A 16,275-nucleotide genomic window follows, 5' to 3' on the forward strand; every position below is an offset into this window, starting at 1 on the left:
TAATTTTTTATTTGTGAATGCCAATACGATGATTTTTGTAAATGGCTTGAATTTCGTTAATAATATTGGTATCGTCAATGGTTGATGGAATTTTGTATTCGTTTTCATCTGCAATATTCCGTAGTAATTTACGGAGAATTTTTCCACTTCGCGTTTTTGGCAAACGTTGCACTACCAACACATCTTTAAATGATGCCACAGCTCCGATTTCATGACGTACATTTTGAACGATTTCGTTTTGAATGAAATTTTCTGCTAACTGTTCTCCAGATTTTAATACAATCAATCCCAACGGTTTTTGCCCTTTGATGTCGCAGTGCACGCCGAAAACAGCACATTCAGCCACAGCTTTATGCGAAGCTACGATTTCTTCCATTTCTGCGGTAGACAAACGATGTCCCGCCACGTTAATAATATCATCTACGCGACCTGTGATAAATACATAACCATCTTCATCTTTATATCCGCCATCACCAGAAAAATAATAACCTGGAAAGCGTTCTAAGTATCCTTTTTGGAAGCGTTCTGGATTTCCCCACAGATTTTGCAAAGTTCCTGGTGGCAATGGCAATTTGGCAACAACATAGCCTTCTGTATTGGCTGGAACCTGTTCGCCCGCTTCATTTACAATTTGAATGTCATATCCGCACACGGGAAAACTTGCCGAACCTGCTTTTACGTGTTGCAATCCTACACCGACCATATTGGCTAACATTGGCCAGCCGCTTTCGGTTTGCCACCAATGATCAATAACGGGAACGTTTAATTTTTCCTTTGTCCAATTTAATGTCGCAACATCACAACGTTCGCCTGCTAAGAACTGATATTTTAGACACGACATGTCAAACTGCTTCAATAATTTCCCGTCTGGATCTTCTTTTTTAATTGCTCGAATGGCTGTTGGCGCGGTAAACATCACTTTTACCTTGTGTTCACTAATGACACGCCAAAAAGTAGAAGCATCAGGTGTTTTGATAGGTTTTCCTTCAAAGAGAATCGTCGTATTGCGATGTAGCAACGGAGCGTACACAATATAGCTGTGTCCCACTACCCAACCGACATCACTGGCAGCCCAATAGGTATCGCCTTCTTCTACGCCATATACATATTTCATAGAAAATTTGAGCGCCGTTGCATAACCGCCTGTATCGCGAATGATTCCTTTCGGAGTTCCTGTGGTTCCTGATGTATATAAAATGTAAGATGGATGTGTCGCTTCTAGCGGAATGGCTTCTACTGGCAACGCACTTTCGACAAAAGAAGTATAGTCGATATCGTATGTTTTTTGTGGAATTTCTACGCCCAATTTTCTATCAAAAACAATGACATTTTTTGGTTTGTGAATCGCTTTTTCAATCGCTTCATCTACAAAAGGTTTGTACGGAATGATACGATTGATTTCTATTCCGTTTGATGCTGTGATGATTGCTTTTGGCTTGCAGTCGTCAATGCGAATTGCCAGTTCGTGCGGTGCAAATCCACCAAAAACTACCGAATGAATGACGCCAATGCGTACACATGCTAACATCGCATAGATGGCTTGCGGAATCATCGGCATGTAGATGATACAGGTATCGCCTTTTTGCAGTCCTAATTGTTGCAACGCGCCTGCTAATTTGGCAACTTCGACATGCAATTCATGAAAAGTGATGTGTTGTTTTTTTTCGGTGACTGGAGAGTCGTAAATGATGGCATTTTGCGTTCCAAAACCATCGTTGATGTGTTTGTCAATGCATAGATAACTCAAGTTGAGTTTGCCATCTTCAAACCATTGATAATAGTCGTTTTTATCTTTGGAAAGAATGGTTTTTGGCGGCGTATGCCAATCTAAATTTTGTGCTTGTTCTTGCCAAAAAACTGCTGGTTTTTCTATGCTTTTTTGATAGAATTCTTGATAGTTCATGACTTTGATTTTTTGGGATTGAAGAGTCCGAACCAATTCGGATTTAATACTTTAAGCTTTATCAAAGCCCAAATAATCAGCACAAAGCAAGCACCCATGACTAAAGAATTCACGGTACTAATAGCAGCTTCGCTTTCAAACTTAAATCGAAGAAAAAGCGTCACGACAACATACAAACTGATGATAATATCTGACGCTAAAGGATTGATACGTAATTTCATGTCTTCAAAATTTTAATTAAATATTGTTTGTTTGCACACAAAACCAACATTTACTAAGACTTAGAAGACTTCTAAGTTACCAATTCCAGAATTTCTGAAATTATTTTTTTTACTGAAAAAGGTTTTGTTACATATTTATCCGCTCCAAGTTGCAACCCTTTTTCAATGTCTGAAGCTTTATTTTTTGCAGTTAGAAACACTACTTTCGTGTGTTGCAAACTGTCGTTATCTCTAATTTTTGTCAACGTTTGATATCCATCTACATTTGGCATCATAATGTCTAGCAATACCACATCTGGAATTTGATGTTGTAAAATTTCCAAAGCTTCACTTCCATCTCTGGCGATAAATACTTCAAAATGTTGCTTTTTAAAAGCATATTCCAACGACATTACGATGTTAGGTTCATCGTCAACAATTAAAATTTTCTTCTTCATATTTTTACTGAAACCAATTTAGTCAAAAGGTAGCGTAAAAACAAGTGTTGCGCCGTTTTTTATTCCTTTTTTTGCCCAAATTTTTCCACCGTGTTTTTCTACAATTTGTTTCGTAATGGCTAATCCCAATCCACTCCCTTGCGGTTTGATGGTATTTTGATGTTTTGATTGGTAAAATTTATCAAAAATATAGTCGTGATCTTCCGCAGGAATTCCTTTGCCATTGTCTTTTACCATAACCTCAACTTCACCATTCCCGAGCGTTGCATCAATCACTACTTTTCCTTCTTTTTCTGGACAAAATTTAAGCGCGTTTGACAACAAATTTGTCAATACTTGCAATATGCGATCTTCATCATATTTGAGCGTGATGGCATGTACGGTTTTGTTATTGATTTTGATATTTTTTTTGGAAGCAATGTGTTCAATACTGCTCACAGCTTTTTCAATGGTTTTTTGCAAGTCGTTTGCTTGTATTTCTAGGTGTAAACGACCTGTTTCTAGTTTTTCAAAATCTAAAATATTATTAATCAATCGCGCCAAACGGTCAGAATCTTGCAGAATGTTTTTTAGAAATTGATTTTTCATATCTTTTGGCATATCATCGTCATCGTCCATCAACAATTCGGTTGCTGCTCTGATTCCCGTAATTGGTGTTTTTAATTCGTGCGCTACTGTGTCTAAAAATTCATCTTTTTGTTTGTCTTTTGTGATGAGTTCTTCATTCGCATCTTTTAATTGAGAGGAAAGCTGTGATAGTTCTTCTGATTTTTCGCGTAATATTTTGTTGTTAACGATATTTTCTTTGGATTCTTCTAAAATTTTCAACACTTCCACCAAACTGATTTGCTCTTCCTTAACCACACTTGCAATGAGTATTTTAGCAGAAGCACCACCAATACTTCCGGTTAGGAGTTTTTCTGAAAAATTGATCAATCGTGCGTCCGCGAGTTGCGTATTGGGCGATAGATTGTATTTAGTAAAAAAGATTTTTAAAGCGCGTGTTGCCCGTTTTTCTCCCAAGAAACGAACCAACACATTTTTAATATCTGCCACATAGGCTTCCCCTTTCCAAACCAACGCACTGTCTTGCAGCGTTGAAAAGTTACGACTGTCTACAAACATTTCCGCATAGTTCCGTTCGCGATAGTTTCCTTTTGAGGTTAACGAAAAAGTCAAATAACACAATATATTACAACTCATACTCCAAAAGAAGGCATGTGCTGGCGGACTTAAAAAATCGATTCCGAAAAGTGCGTAGGGTTTTGTCCATTCCATGCCGTTGATTCCGTGTTGAATAAAATCGTCTGTTCCTGTGTAGGCTTGTAGTATGAATGGTAGAATTAAGGTATAAACAGCGATTAGTGTTCCTGCAATAATTCCAATGATTGCTGCTTTTGAGGCACCACGATTCCAAAATAAGCCAATAAAAAATGACGGAGCGAGTTGCGAAATGATGACAAATGAAATCAATCCGATAGAATACAGCGATAATTCTTTTGAGAAGGAAATGTAAAAGAAATACGCACCAATGATGATGAAAAAGATAGAAATTCTACGAATGTTTTTAATGTATTTGGAATTTCGCTCTGTTTGATTTTTGATGAATTTGTCTAAGAAACCATACGGAATCACCAAGTTGTTACTCACCATCGTTGATAGTGCCAATGTAGACACAATCACCATAGAAATGACGGCTGAGAATCCTCCTAAAAACACCAAAGTTGCTAGGAACGAATTGCCATTTTCTAGCGGAAGTAATAAGGTGTAGTATTCTGCATTTTGGGTGTCGCCAAACGTTAGTTTTCCCGCCCAAGCGATAAAAATCACAAAGAAATTAAATAGCAATAAGTACAAAGGAAATAACCAGATTGCTTTTTTTAAGTGTTTTTCGCGTGTGTTTTCTATGACGGACACTTGAAATTGTCTTGGTAGTAAAAAAATTGCGATGAACGCGAGTGCAATCATGAAAAACCAATCAAAACCATTTTCTACACTTCCTAAAGTGACGAGGTCTTTAAAGTTTTCCATACTTGCCGACATCTGATTGTAAATGTCCGTCGTTCCATCAAACAAATAGAAAGTGATGTAGACACCAACTATCAAGAAGAACACCAATTTGATGACAGATTCAAACGCTACCGACATGACAATTCCTTTGTGTTTTTCCGACGCATCGGTATTTTGTGTACCAAAAAAAGTAGCGAAAATTGCCAATAGCAATGCCACATAAAACGTAGAATCGTCAAAAACAGAAGTCGATACGTAACTGGTTTCATCCGCCATAATTTCAAAAGTTTCTGAAACCGCTTTGAGCTGCAACGAAATGTATGGCAGCGTTCCCATTAAACAGACAATAGTCACCAACGCACCTAAAAACCGGTTGTTTCCATAGCGAAGTGAAATGAAATCAGCAATGGACGATATTTTATGTTGTTTGGAGATACGAATGATTTTCCGCAGTACAACAATCCACAACGGCGCTGCAATGACTGGTCCGAGATATATTGGCAAGAAATTGATTCCTGAGTTGGCTGCAATTCCGATACTTCCGTAATACGTCCACGCCGAACAATATACTGCCAATGAAAGTGTGTATACGTACGGATTGTTTACCCATTTGCTTTGCCGTCTTTTTTCCGCCAAAAACGCCATGTAAAAAAGTACCGCTAAGTAACTTATGATGATAAAAACAAGTGTGTAATTATTCATAGTGACGTTTTAAGACGATATAGGAAATAATGACAGACAACAACCAAACCGAAAAGATGGAAAAGTAAAATGTGGGAATTCCCCAAAAAGCACCTTCTAAATTAAATATCAACACAAAAGGTACATTGAATACCAAAAACAACGCAATAGCGAGGACAATTAATTTTTGTTCGTGTCGTTTTTTCATTTGGCTGGTTTGTATTTTTAAAAATAAGAAAAAATCAACACTACAAAAATGCAGTGCTGATTTTGAACTAACGCAATATAGTTATAAAAGAATTTTAATGCGCTGAAGCTTCTCCGGCTCCAGATGGAATTCTGATATTTTCTACCAATTCTTGCACCTCTTTTGGTGGTGCTGGTGTTAATCGGGAAACGACTACTGAAACGACTACGTTTACAATCATGGCAATAGTTCCGAAACCTTCTGGCGATGTTCCAAACCACCATTCGCTTTTTGGCAACGGATCCATTACGCCGATGAGTCCCGTTTTGTAGCGAATCATGTAATAAAGCATCAGTAAGATTCCAACTACCATTCCAGCAACGGCACCTTCTTTGTTCATTCGCTTGTCAAATATTCCCAAAATAATTGCTGGGAAGAAGGACGCTGCGGCGAGTCCGAATGCTAGGGCGACGACGGCGGCAACAAATCCTGGAGGATAAATTCCGAAGAGTCCTGCCACTACTACCGCAATTACGATAGAGATTCTTGCCCATTTTAATTCACCTTTGTCAGAGATATTTGGATTGATTTGTTTTTTGATTAAATCGTGAGAGATGGATGTTGAGATTACCAATAATAATCCTGCAGCTGTTGATAATGCAGCTGCCAATCCACCTGCGGCAACTAGAGCGATTACCCAGTTTGGCAGATTTGCAATTTCAGGATTTGCCAATACCATGATATCCCTGTCTACATATAATTCGTTTGCTTCCGCTGCTTTCATATTTGATACTAAACGTTCTCCATGCGCTCCTCTTAGATTTTCTCCATTCGCATCTTTTAGGAAGTTCGGTTTTCCATTCAATGCATCTCCTGCAACATACTGAATTTTTCCATCACCATTTTTATCTGCCCATGCGATTAATCCCGTGTTTTCCCAGTTTTTAAACCATGCTGGAATTTCTTGGTATTCTTTTTCGCTTACCGTTTCAATTAAGTTTGTTCTAGAGAATACAGCAATTGCTGGTGCTGTGGTGTATAAAATTGCGATGAATAATAAAGCTAAACCGGCAGATTTACGTGCATCTTTTACTTTTGGAACGGTAAAGAAACGTACGATTACGTGTGGTAATCCTGCGGTTCCTACCATTAAGGCTAAGGTAATTGCAAATACATCCCACGTTGATTTGGTTCCGCTTGTGTACTCGTTAAATCCGAGTTTTGTGTGTAATTGATCCAAATGATCGAGTAATGGAATCCCTTCTGCCACTTCGCCTCCCATTCCGATTTGTGGAATGATGTTTCCTGTCATTTGCATTGAAATGAAGAACGCTGGTACCATAAAGGCAAAGATTAAGACACAGTATTGTGCTACTTGCGTATAGGTGATTCCTTTCATTCCTCCTAAAAAGGCAAAGGTTAATACGACTGCCATTCCGATGACAACTCCGAGATTGATATCTACTTGTAAAAATTGTGAAAATACAATTCCCACACCACGCATTTGTCCTGCTACATAGGTAAATGACACAATTAATGCACAGATAACCGCTACTGTTCTAGCGATATTTGAGTAGTATCTGTCACCAATAAAATCGGGTACGGTAAATTTTCCGAATTTCCGCAAATACGGCGCTAATAGTAAAGCTAGTAATACATATCCGCCTGTCCATCCCATTAAAAATACAGAACCGTCATATCCCATAAAAGAGATGATTCCTGCCATTCCGATAAACGAAGCGGCACTCATCCAGTCGGCTGCGGTTGCCATTCCGTTGGCTAGTGGAGAAACGCCTCCGCCAGCTACGTAAAATTCTTTTGTTGAGCCTGCTCTTGCCCAAATTGCTATTCCAAAATAGAGGGCAAAAGTTACCCCTACTAAGATCCAAGTCCACGTTTGTACACTCATGTTTTTTTGTTTTAAAAAGGTTAGTTAGGGTTACTCGTCGAAACCGTATTTTTTGTCTAATTTGTTCATTAATCGCACGTACACGAAGATGAGAATTACGAATACGTAAATAGAGCCTTGCTGTGCAAACCAGAAACCTAGTTTGAATCCGCCAAGTCTAAATTGATTGAGTTCTTCTCGGAATAGAATCCCACAGCCGTAGGAAACTACAAACCATATTGATAGTAGGATGAGAAGATATCTTAGATTTTCTTTCCAGTACGCTTTTGCGCGTTTTTTTTGATCGCTCATATTGGTTGGTTTTTTATAGGTAAATCATTGCTTGAAGCGTGAGTGTTCCCACCGCATCTGCATTTCCGTATTTTGTATTGAAATATTCTAGTGTTAGTTTTGAATGATGTCCACTGAGATAGGTGTTAACTCCTATTCCGAAGGAAGTGGCATTGTCGTCAATCGCGTCTATTTGTCTGCTGTCAAATTGAATATACGGTTGAAATTTTGTCGATTTTTCTGTTGGAAGTACGTAGCCAACGTGTCCGTGAAGTAAGGAGCCCGTTTCATAGGTTCTACCCAATGTGTAGTTTCTTCCGTAATCGCTGAATTGTGCTAGTGCATACGCTGTAATGGCACCGCCTTTTCCGCCCATTGGCGCATCGTAAAAAGCATCTACGGCAAAGATAGATACATCTTCTCCTGCCAGTTCTCCTGCAGAATTTGCAATGACTGATCCTTTTGGGTGAAAGAAGAATCCCGCTCCTACATTAAAGACTTTTTTTCCGCCTAAGTATGTTCCTACTTTGTATGGCAAGAAGTTCGATTCTTGATCTAAAAAGTTGTAATCAAAATATCCTGAATAGGTTCTGCCTGCGTCTTTTGAGCCTAATAAGCGTCTTCCAGCATACACCGCCGCTCCGTCAGGTGTTGGCGTTGCTGCTTCTTGCAGATTATTAGTGACTGCATCATTGATGGAAACACGGTATTGTAATTTTCCGAATTTCCCTTTGAGATACACTCCCATGTGGCGTGCAAATTGATCGGACAATCCAATGGTTGCCCACGCTTGTCGCTGATTATCGAGCGTCATCATGTTGAGCGTACTTTGGTTGTTTGCTCTGGAGATTCCATTCCAATAGTGCAATCCGCCACCGATGGCATGATTGTCTGTAATGGTAAATTGTCCCCAAACATCGTGAAAGAAGAGTTGCGAACTGTCGCCTTTTCCTGTTGGAGAAAGGTTATCGCCATTTAAACTGTTGAGTCCAAAATGTGTGAGGATTAAAAAACGTTTGTTAAGCTGTGCGTACATGAGGACACGCGCTCTACGCAGACTAAAATTGAGATCGCTTTGTTCGTTTCCGTTCGCGTCTAATGGCCTGTCGGAATTGTGTTGTGCCCAAATTTGTGCCCATGAGATGATTCGAAAGTATTTTGAACCATCTTCGTTGAGTTTTACTTTCATTCCGCCTTGATAATCTGGCGCGCCTTGGGCGTTTGAGTTTTGGAACGATAGTATAAACAATCCGACTAATAAAAGGGTTAATTTTCTCATTGTGATTAAGGTTAGTTTTGCTATGATACTGGTTTTGTGTGCAATGCTAAACTCTAAAAAACAGCGAGATAAATAAAAATTAGTATATTTTTTTGTTAATTTACTATATTAATCTTTGAAACGCTCCCATTTTATCAGCATAAACTTATCTCCTAGTTCTGTTACAATAACTCCTGCTCCTTTGATGTTTTCTGAATTTTTAAAATAGTTTCCTAGCTCCGTAGCGTTTAAGATTTTGTAAGTAGGATGGTAATCAGAATTGTACGGTCGTTTGATGTTGTATTTTTTCACCCAATTCATGATACTAACATGCGAGATTCCTAAAATGCGTTCAATTTCACGATAGGTCAATCCTTCTAAATACAATTGCAGCGACTTGTTTACATAATAATCATCAATCTTCTTCCCTATTTTGTTTACAGAGAAAAAGTAGTTGCATTTTTTACATTTATATCGTTGGCGATTGTTGACAATTCCACTCTTAATGTATTGCTCTGAACTGCAGTTGGGACACGATTGAATCTTCATATATACTAATTTAGCATAAATATAGTAATTTAGCAATAATTATTTTTAAAACTATAGTATATATAATCTACTTATTGGCTTGATTTTTGAGATAATTCATCAAAAACATATTTTTAAACGACTTAAAATTTGATATATGAGAATAATTTTTGTTTTAGTGTTTGCGTTGGGTATTGGAAATGTAACAGCTCAAGAAAAAAATGTTTTTGATAGAGATACTATAGCTCCATCTGACGAGGAATATTTGAAATATTCTTGCGAAAGCGGCAAAAAACAAGCAGCATTAGATTTTAAGAATGGAGAGTACAATTGCTTTTCATATGGATTGATGAGAAAGGAAGACTTCGATTTTGAACGATTTTATTCTGCGTATTTACACAAAAAATATAAAATTGTCAATAGAAATATGGGCTGTGTTGTGACAGATTATGACATGTGTTATTCTGACATCATGACTAAACTTGTAAAAGAAAAATTTGGCAAAGATATCTTCAAAAAATCTAGAGAAGAAGCTAAGAAAGTTTATAAGAAGAAATAATTTTACAATTCATTTTTAAGCTGTGTTTTCTATGAAGTGATTGAAACTATTTAAAAAGATAGTGACACAATTAGTTCTGTGCTATCTCACTAAAATGTATTTGATTTGAGTATTTTTGTTAACCAAAAGCACAATCACACACTTATGAAAAAAACACTCCTTTTTCTCACACTTTTTCTGGCTTACACAAATATTAGTACTGCACAATCTCCCGATGAAGATCAACTCGGTGCTTGGTTTATGTACTTTTACAGTGCCGATTTTAAAGATTCAAATTGGGGAATTCAAGGTGATTTTCAATATCGTGATTGGCGTGGATTGGGTGATAGAGAGCAGTTGTTGCTACGTTCAGGAGTTACCTACACACCGAAAGATGCTGGCGTAAAATTTACCTTTGGATTCGCTAATATAACTACTGGACAATTTGGTAATGACATTGACAATCCTGTGTCTGAAAATCGTATCTATCAAGAAGCGTTATTTTCCAATACGCTTTTACAGAGAGTTTTATTGACACATCGTATTCGCTATGAGCAACGCTGGGTTGAAAACCAAGATTTTAGAACACGGTATCGCTATAATTTATTCGTAAATGTTCCTTTCAATAATACAAAACTGATTAAAAACACCTACTATTTTGCGTTTTACAACGAGATTTTTCTCAACGGGCAACGCGCTATCGGAAATGGAAGAAGTGTACAGTTTTTTGATAGAAATCGTACGTATTTAGGATTGGGATATGCCATTACAAACAACCTGAGATGTCAACTCGGTTGGATGGAGCAAACTACTACAAACTGGCAGAAAGGTCAATTACAATTTAGCATTCATCATTCGCTTTAGAGAAATTGTAGAAAATTTAAACTAGAATAACTATCTTGTAAATTATGCAAGAATACCTACAATCAACCTTCTATTTTGACTATGAAAGTCCCGAAATTCAACAACTAATTTCAAACTTTCAGCATCTTTCAAAATTAGAAAAAATTACACAGCTATACATTCACGTTCGTGACCATTGGCGATACAATCCGTACACCATTGGACTCACTGCAAATCATTTTAAAGCAAGTTCCATTTACAACAAAAAACAAGCGCATTGTATTGACAAATCTATTCTTTACATTGCAGGATTGCGTGGTTTGGGAATTCCTGCGCGCTTGCGTTTGGCAAAAGTTTCCAATCATATTGCCGTAGAACGTTTGGAACAAAAATTAGGTTCTAACGAACTAGCGCCACATGGTTTGGTTGACGTGTATTCGGGTGGAAATTGGGTAAAATGCTCGCCTGTTTTCAATAAAGAATTGTGTGAGATGTATAATATTGCCACTCTAGATTTTGACGGAAAAACCAATGCCATTCTCCAAGAATACAACAGAGACCAAGTAAAATTTATGGAATATTTAGAAGATTACGGAAGTTTTGCCGATGTTCCACTCGATTTTATCAAAGAAACGTTTAAAAATCACTATCCAGCATTATACGAACAATTCAAAGATTCAGAAGAAGCTAATATTGTTTAATTTCGATTACAACGCCATCAAGCAACTGATTTTGAAATAACTGATATTTATTATACATTTATTTGAAACTTAGTTGCGGAAGCCGAAAAGCATATAGAGTAGGCAACACCAATTCACTTTATCATTATGAAAAAATTAAAACTAAACGAATCAAAACTAAAGCTTCACAAAGAAAAAATTACGAAGCTTAACGCGAAAGAAAATCTACAAATTAAAGGTGGTGCGACAGATTGGCCAGATACTGCAAAATACTGCGAGCCAATTCGTATTACACAAGGAGATTGTGACATTCCAACTATCGGTCACGATGACGGACCAAATTGTTTAAGTGCTACTGATTGGGGATGGTGCTGGTGTCATGGAATTTAATATATAATTCCAAAAGCATTCTATATAACAGCATGGACGTTTTTACAAACGACCATGCTATTTTTTTTGCTAAAAAATTTTGTCATATATTTAATAACGAAAACTTAGTGCGGTCACCGAAAAGCATATAGAGTAGGTATTATTAACTTTCACAAAATCATGAAAAAATTAAAAATTAACGAATCCAAACTGAAGTTGCACAAAGAGAAAATTTCTAAATTTAGTGACGACATGTACAATCAAGTTAAAGGTGGAGCTTCTGACGGACCAACTACCTGCCAAGTATGCCCTGTGGGTAAAATTACGGAAGGAGATTGTGATATTCCAACCATCGGTCATGATGATGGACCGTATTGTTTAAGTGCTACCGATTGGGGATGGTGCTGGTGTCATGGAATTTAATATTCAGAAAATATATTTTTAATGTAAACAATGGCGATTCGTAAAAGAATCGCCATATTTATTGTTACTCTCAATTATCATGTCGTACAAAATTCATTCAAAAAATCCTCTTTACCAACCATCCAAGCAACTTTTAGAACAATTATTTCACATCACTTCAACTGCGAAACCGTCAGGTGATACCATATTATTTGATTTGGGAATTATTGTGTTTACGGCGATGTATCATCATCATTTTGGAAATGAACAAAGCAAAATTGCTCTCGAAGATCAAGTTGAAACTTTTGAAGAAGCACTCAATAACTATGCAGTTGACAATCCTGCAAAGCAAACTTTGGTCAGTGGTTATTTGTCCTTCGGATTGGTGTATCATTTTCTCAAGAAATATGCAAAAATGGAAGCATCGCCTTATTTTGAAGAAAACTTGGATGACATTGCTTTTGCAGCTTTGGAATTTCAGCTAGACATTGGCAATTTGGATTTTTTATACGGAGCTACGGGAATTCTGCATTACATGCTTCGATATACAAAAGACAAAAATATAGTAAACAAAGCCATTTCACTATACCTTACACATTTACAAAAAACAAAACTCCATTTAAAAGGCGGCATTGCTTGGGAAGACTATTATTTTAGACATCGAGAAGATAAGATTGGTATCAATTTAGGACTTGCACATGGTGTTCCAGGAATTTTAAAGGTCTTATTGTCTATTTACGCATACGCAGAACATGCACAACAAAAAGATGGTATTAAAAAAATCATTCAAGGCGTCGTTTCCTTTTTGAAAAATGTAGTGTTTAAACAACATGAAATTGCATATTCCTATTTTTACATTCCCGATGTAGAACAAGATAGTTCCACTGTCGACACACGATTGGGTTGGTGTTATGGTGATTTGAGTAATGCATTGATTCTCTACCAAGCTGGAAAAATTATTGAAGATGATGCTATGATACAATTTGCCAATGAAATTCTACAAAAAACATGCAAACGCAAATTACAAAGCAGTACTAAAATTAGAGACGCTGGACTTTGCCATGGAACTGTGGGTTTACAGCACATGTATCAAATAGCATACAACTACACACAAACAACAGATTTCCTTGATGCTTCTCAGCATTGGCTTCAAGAAACGTTTGAACAATGTAGTTCTTTTGTAAACGAAGGAGCGTATAAAAAATTCAACCCTATTGAAAAAAAGTACGAAGTCGACAACGGCTTTTTAGAAGGTGCTGCAGGAATTGGACTGTCTTTAATCACGTTGCTAACAGGCGACAACAGCTGGAATGAATTGTTGCTTTTGAATGATGTGTGATGATATTCAAAGACGGGAGAGACATGATAAATAAAAAAATCTACATAGATATGTAGATTTTTTTGCTTGTGTAGTGACCCCGGCAGGATTCAAACCTGCAACCGCTGGAGCCGAAATCCAGTGCGCTATTCAGTTGCGCCACGAGGCCATTTTATTCCCGAGAAATCGGGAATCCTTTTATTAAAAGTTCTGATTTCTCAGAACTTGTCTTTTCCTAATTCATCAACTTAGCCTTCACAATGGCGGAAATAGTTTTTCCATCCGCTTGTCCTGCCAATTCTTTGGAAACGATGCCCATCACTTTTCCCATGTCTTGCATTCCCGAAGCACCAATATTGTCAATGGTCATCACAACTACTTTTTCTATTTCTTCCTCAGATAATTGTTCAGGTAAGAATTGCTCAATGATGGCAGCTTGTGCTAATTCAGGTTCCGCTAAATCTTCACGTCCTTGTTCGTTGAATATCGCTGCGCTGTCTTTGCGTTGCTTGACTAACTTTTGTAATAACTTAATTTCATCTGCTTCCGATAAATCGTCTCCTGCTCCACTTGTTTTGGCTAATAATAATTCCGATTTCACCGCTCGCAACGCTGCTAAAGCCGTTTGATCTTTTGCCTTCATCGCCGTTTTCATTGCCGTCATTATCTCTTGTTGTAATCCCATGATTTCTTTTATTTTTTGAGAAGCGAAGATAAAAAATTAAACCCGAAAATAGAACAGCAATTTCCGGGTCTAAAAAACATATATAATAGTACTAAATCTAATTAGTCAACGTTGTCGTGCAAAAAAGAATTATTACTTCTCAATTGCATATCATCATTGCTATCCGTTCCTAAACTGGTTCGGGAAGCATTGTTGCCAGTCGGTTTGTTTTCATCAAGTTCAATACCTGCACGCTTATATGCTGGTTGTTTTTCAATGTCGTCAATACGATTGGCAGTATTGTTGTTGAATTTATAATTAAACTCTTTTAACTTTCGCTTTCGTTCGTCCGTTCTGCTTTTCAAACTCTCTTCTATCGTACTATTGAATGGATCAATTGCATCTTTAGCTGGAGTTTCTTCCATTGGACTTTCTACTATTTTCTTCTCAAAAACGATACCTTCTTCAGCTGCTTGAGGCGCCTTTTTTTCAGTAGCAGCATCTTCATCCATATAATCGTCCAAACTATAACGCTTTACGCCTTTATCATTGACTTCCGTTACCGGAATTACCTCTACAGGATTGTTCACTTCCATAGATTTCACGTCGTCCGTCAAATCGAATTTCACCGTGTTTTCTTCCTGTGTTGCTTCTTCCGATGTTGCGTTTGCCAACGGCATGTCAAAAGTAAAAGAAATTTGGTTTTCATCCTCAATTTTTGGTTGTGCTACCACAAATTCAGGGTCAGTTACCTCCATGTTTCTAATTTCATCTGTCAAATTGGTAATAATAAACTCCTCTTCCATCGAAGTTGCTTTTACTTCTTCGTACACCACAGCAATATTTTTGATCAGTTCCGTGGTCGGAATTAGATTCAATTCCGCAACATCATCAACCAAGGTATGACGAATCACTTTTTCCGCTTTTGGCGTTTCCTCTTTTGGTTTTTGAGGAGTTTTTGGTGTAACTACTGAAGTTGATTTTGGTGTTAAATCTTGCACCGCTGGTTGTTCATCTTCTAAGGTGTGAATAACTTTTTTAGATTCCGTATTCACGATTTCATCCTGCTGATCTACATCAAAACCTGTCGCAATAATCGTTACCGAAATTGCATCTTCCAACGTTTCATCTTCTCCAACTCCCATGATGATATTGGCGCCGCCACCTGCTTCATTCTGAATGTGGTCGTTGATATCTCCAATTTCGTCAATGGTGATTTCTTCTGAACCAGAAACGATAAGCAACAGTACGTTTTTAGCTCCTGAAATTTTATTGTCATTTAATAATGGTGAATCCAAAGCTTTCATAATAGCTTCATTGGCTCTATTCGCCCCAGAAGCATTTGCCGATCCCATGATGGCAGTTCCACTATTTGATAACACAGTTTTCGCATCGCGCAAGTCAATATTTTGCGTGTAGTGATGCGTTATTACTTCTGCAATTCCTCTTGAAGCTGTTGATAATACTTCGTCTGCTTTTGAGAATCCTGCTTTGAAACCTAAGTTTCCATATACTTCACGTAGTTTGTCATTGTTAATCACAATTAACGAATCTACATGCGCACGTAACTTTTCTACACCAATACGCGCTTGCGCATTACGCATTCTTCCTTCAAATTTAAAAGGAATGGTTACGATACCTACCGTCAATATATCTTTGTCCTTGGCTAATTTTGCAATGACTGGCGCTGCTCCTGTTCCTGTTCCACCGCCCATTCCGGCAGTGATAAATACCATTTTGGTATTGGTATCGAGCATTAAACCGATATCTTCAATACTTTCCAAAGCCGCTTTTTCCCCAACTTCCGGATTGGCTCCTGCGCCAAGTCCTTCCGTAAGCGAAACCCCTAACTGAATTTTGTTAGGCACTGGACTGTTTTGTAAAGCCTGCGCATCTGTGTTACAAATGACAAAATCTACGCCTTTTATTCCTTGATGGAACATGTGGTTGATGGCATTGCTTCCGCCACCACCTACACCGATCACTTTGATGACATTTGATTGATTTTTTGGTAAATCAAATGAAATGTTTCCGAATTCTGTGTTGCTACTCATAAT

Annotated in this window: 17 protein-coding genes and 1 tRNA gene; 6 read left to right on the forward strand and 12 right to left on the reverse strand. The window is 37.5% G+C overall.

Translation table 11 applies throughout. From position 1 onward, the window contains the following. Positions 1–7 precede the first annotated feature (7 nt). From C8N46_RS01045 to C8N46_RS01085, 9 genes are all read right to left on the reverse strand, one after another. Positions 8–1,903 (reverse strand): acetate--CoA ligase, encoded by a 1,896-nt coding sequence (locus C8N46_RS01045; RefSeq protein ID WP_108112998.1) that lies wholly within the window; start codon positions 1,901–1,903, stop codon positions 8–10. Then, positions 1,900–2,124 (reverse strand): hypothetical protein, encoded by a 225-nt coding sequence (locus tag C8N46_RS01050; RefSeq protein ID WP_108112999.1) that lies wholly within the window; start codon positions 2,122–2,124, stop codon positions 1,900–1,902. The genes C8N46_RS01045 and C8N46_RS01050 overlap by 4 nt, the downstream gene beginning before the upstream one ends. 71 nt (positions 2,125–2,195) lie before the next feature. Then, the gene (locus C8N46_RS01055) at positions 2,196–2,561 is read right to left on the reverse strand and encodes a response regulator transcription factor (RefSeq protein ID WP_108113000.1); all 366 of its coding nucleotides are present in this window, start codon (positions 2,559–2,561) and stop codon (positions 2,196–2,198) included. An 18-nt stretch (positions 2,562–2,579) separates the two neighbouring features. Beyond that, the gene (locus C8N46_RS01060; protein WP_108113001.1) at positions 2,580–5,273 is read right to left on the reverse strand and encodes an ATP-binding protein; all 2,694 of its coding nucleotides are present in this window, start codon (positions 5,271–5,273) and stop codon (positions 2,580–2,582) included. Further along, positions 5,266–5,460, reverse strand: coding sequence for a hypothetical protein (locus C8N46_RS01065; RefSeq protein ID WP_108113002.1), 195 nt, complete (start codon positions 5,458–5,460; stop codon positions 5,266–5,268). The genes C8N46_RS01060 and C8N46_RS01065 overlap by 8 nt, the downstream gene beginning before the upstream one ends. A gap of 94 nt (positions 5,461–5,554) precedes the next feature. Beyond that, positions 5,555–7,348 carry a sodium:solute symporter family protein gene (locus C8N46_RS01070; protein ID WP_108113003.1) on the reverse strand — a complete coding sequence of 598 codons (1,794 nt, stop codon included), beginning with the start codon at positions 7,346–7,348 and terminating at the stop codon, positions 5,555–5,557. 30 nt (positions 7,349–7,378) lie between these two features. Then, positions 7,379–7,639 carry a DUF4212 domain-containing protein gene (locus C8N46_RS01075; protein WP_108113004.1) on the reverse strand — a complete coding sequence of 87 codons (261 nt, stop codon included), beginning with the start codon at positions 7,637–7,639 and terminating at the stop codon, positions 7,379–7,381. Between the two features lie 13 nt (positions 7,640–7,652). Continuing rightward, positions 7,653–8,897: a hypothetical protein gene (locus C8N46_RS01080; protein ID WP_108113005.1), complete on the reverse strand. Its 1,245-nt coding sequence runs from the start codon at positions 8,895–8,897 to the stop codon at positions 7,653–7,655. A gap of 108 nt (positions 8,898–9,005) precedes the next feature. After that, positions 9,006–9,425, reverse strand: coding sequence for a transposase-like zinc-binding domain-containing protein (locus tag C8N46_RS01085; RefSeq protein WP_108113006.1), 420 nt, complete (start codon positions 9,423–9,425; stop codon positions 9,006–9,008). A gap of 136 nt (positions 9,426–9,561) precedes the next feature. On the opposite strand from C8N46_RS01085, the gene C8N46_RS01090 reads away from it, so the two are divergent. The 6 genes from C8N46_RS01090 to C8N46_RS01115 all read left to right on the forward strand — a co-directional run bounded on the left by C8N46_RS01090 (position 9,562) and on the right by C8N46_RS01115 (position 13,575). Beyond that, the gene (locus C8N46_RS01090; protein WP_108113007.1) at positions 9,562–9,963 is read left to right on the forward strand and encodes a hypothetical protein; all 402 of its coding nucleotides are present in this window, start codon (positions 9,562–9,564) and stop codon (positions 9,961–9,963) included. Positions 9,964–10,107: 144 nt separating this feature from the next. After that, a complete protein-coding gene (locus C8N46_RS01095; RefSeq protein WP_108113008.1) occupies positions 10,108–10,806 on the forward strand; it encodes a DUF2490 domain-containing protein in 699 nt (232 codons plus the stop codon). A gap of 44 nt (positions 10,807–10,850) precedes the next feature. Beyond that, entirely contained in the window at positions 10,851–11,486 is a 636-nt protein-coding gene (locus C8N46_RS01100; protein WP_108113009.1) for a transglutaminase-like domain-containing protein, read from the forward strand. A 126-nt stretch (positions 11,487–11,612) separates the two neighbouring features. Further along, a complete protein-coding gene (locus tag C8N46_RS01105) occupies positions 11,613–11,855 on the forward strand; it encodes a hypothetical protein (RefSeq protein WP_108113010.1) in 243 nt (80 codons plus the stop codon). 159 nt (positions 11,856–12,014) lie between these two features. Next, on the forward strand, positions 12,015–12,257 hold the full coding sequence (locus C8N46_RS01110; protein WP_108113011.1) for a class I lanthipeptide: 243 nt from the start codon (positions 12,015–12,017) through the stop codon (positions 12,255–12,257). Between the two features lie 79 nt (positions 12,258–12,336). Continuing rightward, positions 12,337–13,575, forward strand: coding sequence for a lanthionine synthetase LanC family protein (locus C8N46_RS01115; RefSeq protein ID WP_108113012.1), 1,239 nt, complete (start codon positions 12,337–12,339; stop codon positions 13,573–13,575). Between the two features lie 74 nt (positions 13,576–13,649). Here C8N46_RS01115 and C8N46_RS01120 read toward each other — a convergent pair. The 3 genes from C8N46_RS01120 to ftsZ all read right to left on the reverse strand — a co-directional run bounded on the left by C8N46_RS01120 (position 13,650) and on the right by ftsZ (position 16,272). Continuing rightward, positions 13,650–13,723 (reverse strand) — tRNA-Arg (locus tag C8N46_RS01120). Positions 13,724–13,789: 66 nt separating this feature from the next. Further along, the gene (locus C8N46_RS01125; RefSeq protein WP_108113013.1) at positions 13,790–14,239 is read right to left on the reverse strand and encodes a GatB/YqeY domain-containing protein; all 450 of its coding nucleotides are present in this window, start codon (positions 14,237–14,239) and stop codon (positions 13,790–13,792) included. Positions 14,240–14,340: 101 nt separating this feature from the next. Continuing rightward, positions 14,341–16,272, reverse strand: a complete 1,932-nt coding sequence (ftsZ, locus tag C8N46_RS01130) for a cell division protein FtsZ (protein ID WP_108113014.1) — start codon at positions 16,270–16,272, stop codon at positions 14,341–14,343. Positions 16,273–16,275 lie beyond the last annotated feature (3 nt).

Source organism: Kordia periserrulae, assembly GCF_003054265.1.
Classification (GTDB): Bacteria; Bacteroidota; Bacteroidia; order Flavobacteriales; family Flavobacteriaceae; genus Kordia; species Kordia periserrulae.

Bases quoted from the DNA above. Each gene is read 5' to 3' on its own strand.
- C8N46_RS01070 (WP_108113003.1), bottom strand. From the start codon at position 7,348: ATGAGTGTACAAACGTGGACTTGGATCTTAGTAGGGGTAACTTTTGCC.
- C8N46_RS01075 (WP_108113004.1), bottom strand. From the start codon at position 7,639: ATGAGCGATCAAAAAAAACGCGCAAAAGCGTACTGGAAAGAAAATCTA.
- C8N46_RS01125 (WP_108113013.1), bottom strand. From the start codon at position 14,239: ATGGGATTACAACAAGAGATAATGACGGCAATGAAAACGGCGATGAAG.
- C8N46_RS01045 (WP_108112998.1), bottom strand. From the start codon at position 1,903: ATGAACTATCAAGAATTCTATCAAAAAAGCATAGAAAAACCAGCAGTT.
- C8N46_RS01100 (WP_108113009.1), top strand. From the start codon at position 10,851: ATGCAAGAATACCTACAATCAACCTTCTATTTTGACTATGAAAGTCCC.
- ftsZ (WP_108113014.1), bottom strand. From the start codon at position 16,272: ATGAGTAGCAACACAGAATTCGGAAACATTTCATTTGATTTACCAAAA.
- C8N46_RS01085 (WP_108113006.1), bottom strand. From the start codon at position 9,425: ATGAAGATTCAATCGTGTCCCAACTGCAGTTCAGAGCAATACATTAAG.
- C8N46_RS01090 (WP_108113007.1), top strand. From the start codon at position 9,562: ATGAGAATAATTTTTGTTTTAGTGTTTGCGTTGGGTATTGGAAATGTA.
- C8N46_RS01110 (WP_108113011.1), top strand. From the start codon at position 12,015: ATGAAAAAATTAAAAATTAACGAATCCAAACTGAAGTTGCACAAAGAG.
- C8N46_RS01080 (WP_108113005.1), bottom strand. From the start codon at position 8,897: ATGAGAAAATTAACCCTTTTATTAGTCGGATTGTTTATACTATCGTTC.
- C8N46_RS01115 (WP_108113012.1), top strand. From the start codon at position 12,337: ATGTCGTACAAAATTCATTCAAAAAATCCTCTTTACCAACCATCCAAG.
- C8N46_RS01060 (WP_108113001.1), bottom strand. From the start codon at position 5,273: ATGAATAATTACACACTTGTTTTTATCATCATAAGTTACTTAGCGGTA.
- C8N46_RS01050 (WP_108112999.1), bottom strand. From the start codon at position 2,124: ATGAAATTACGTATCAATCCTTTAGCGTCAGATATTATCATCAGTTTG.
- C8N46_RS01095 (WP_108113008.1), top strand. From the start codon at position 10,108: ATGAAAAAAACACTCCTTTTTCTCACACTTTTTCTGGCTTACACAAAT.
- C8N46_RS01105 (WP_108113010.1), top strand. From the start codon at position 11,613: ATGAAAAAATTAAAACTAAACGAATCAAAACTAAAGCTTCACAAAGAA.
- C8N46_RS01065 (WP_108113002.1), bottom strand. From the start codon at position 5,460: ATGAAAAAACGACACGAACAAAAATTAATTGTCCTCGCTATTGCGTTG.
- C8N46_RS01055 (WP_108113000.1), bottom strand. From the start codon at position 2,561: ATGAAGAAGAAAATTTTAATTGTTGACGATGAACCTAACATCGTAATG.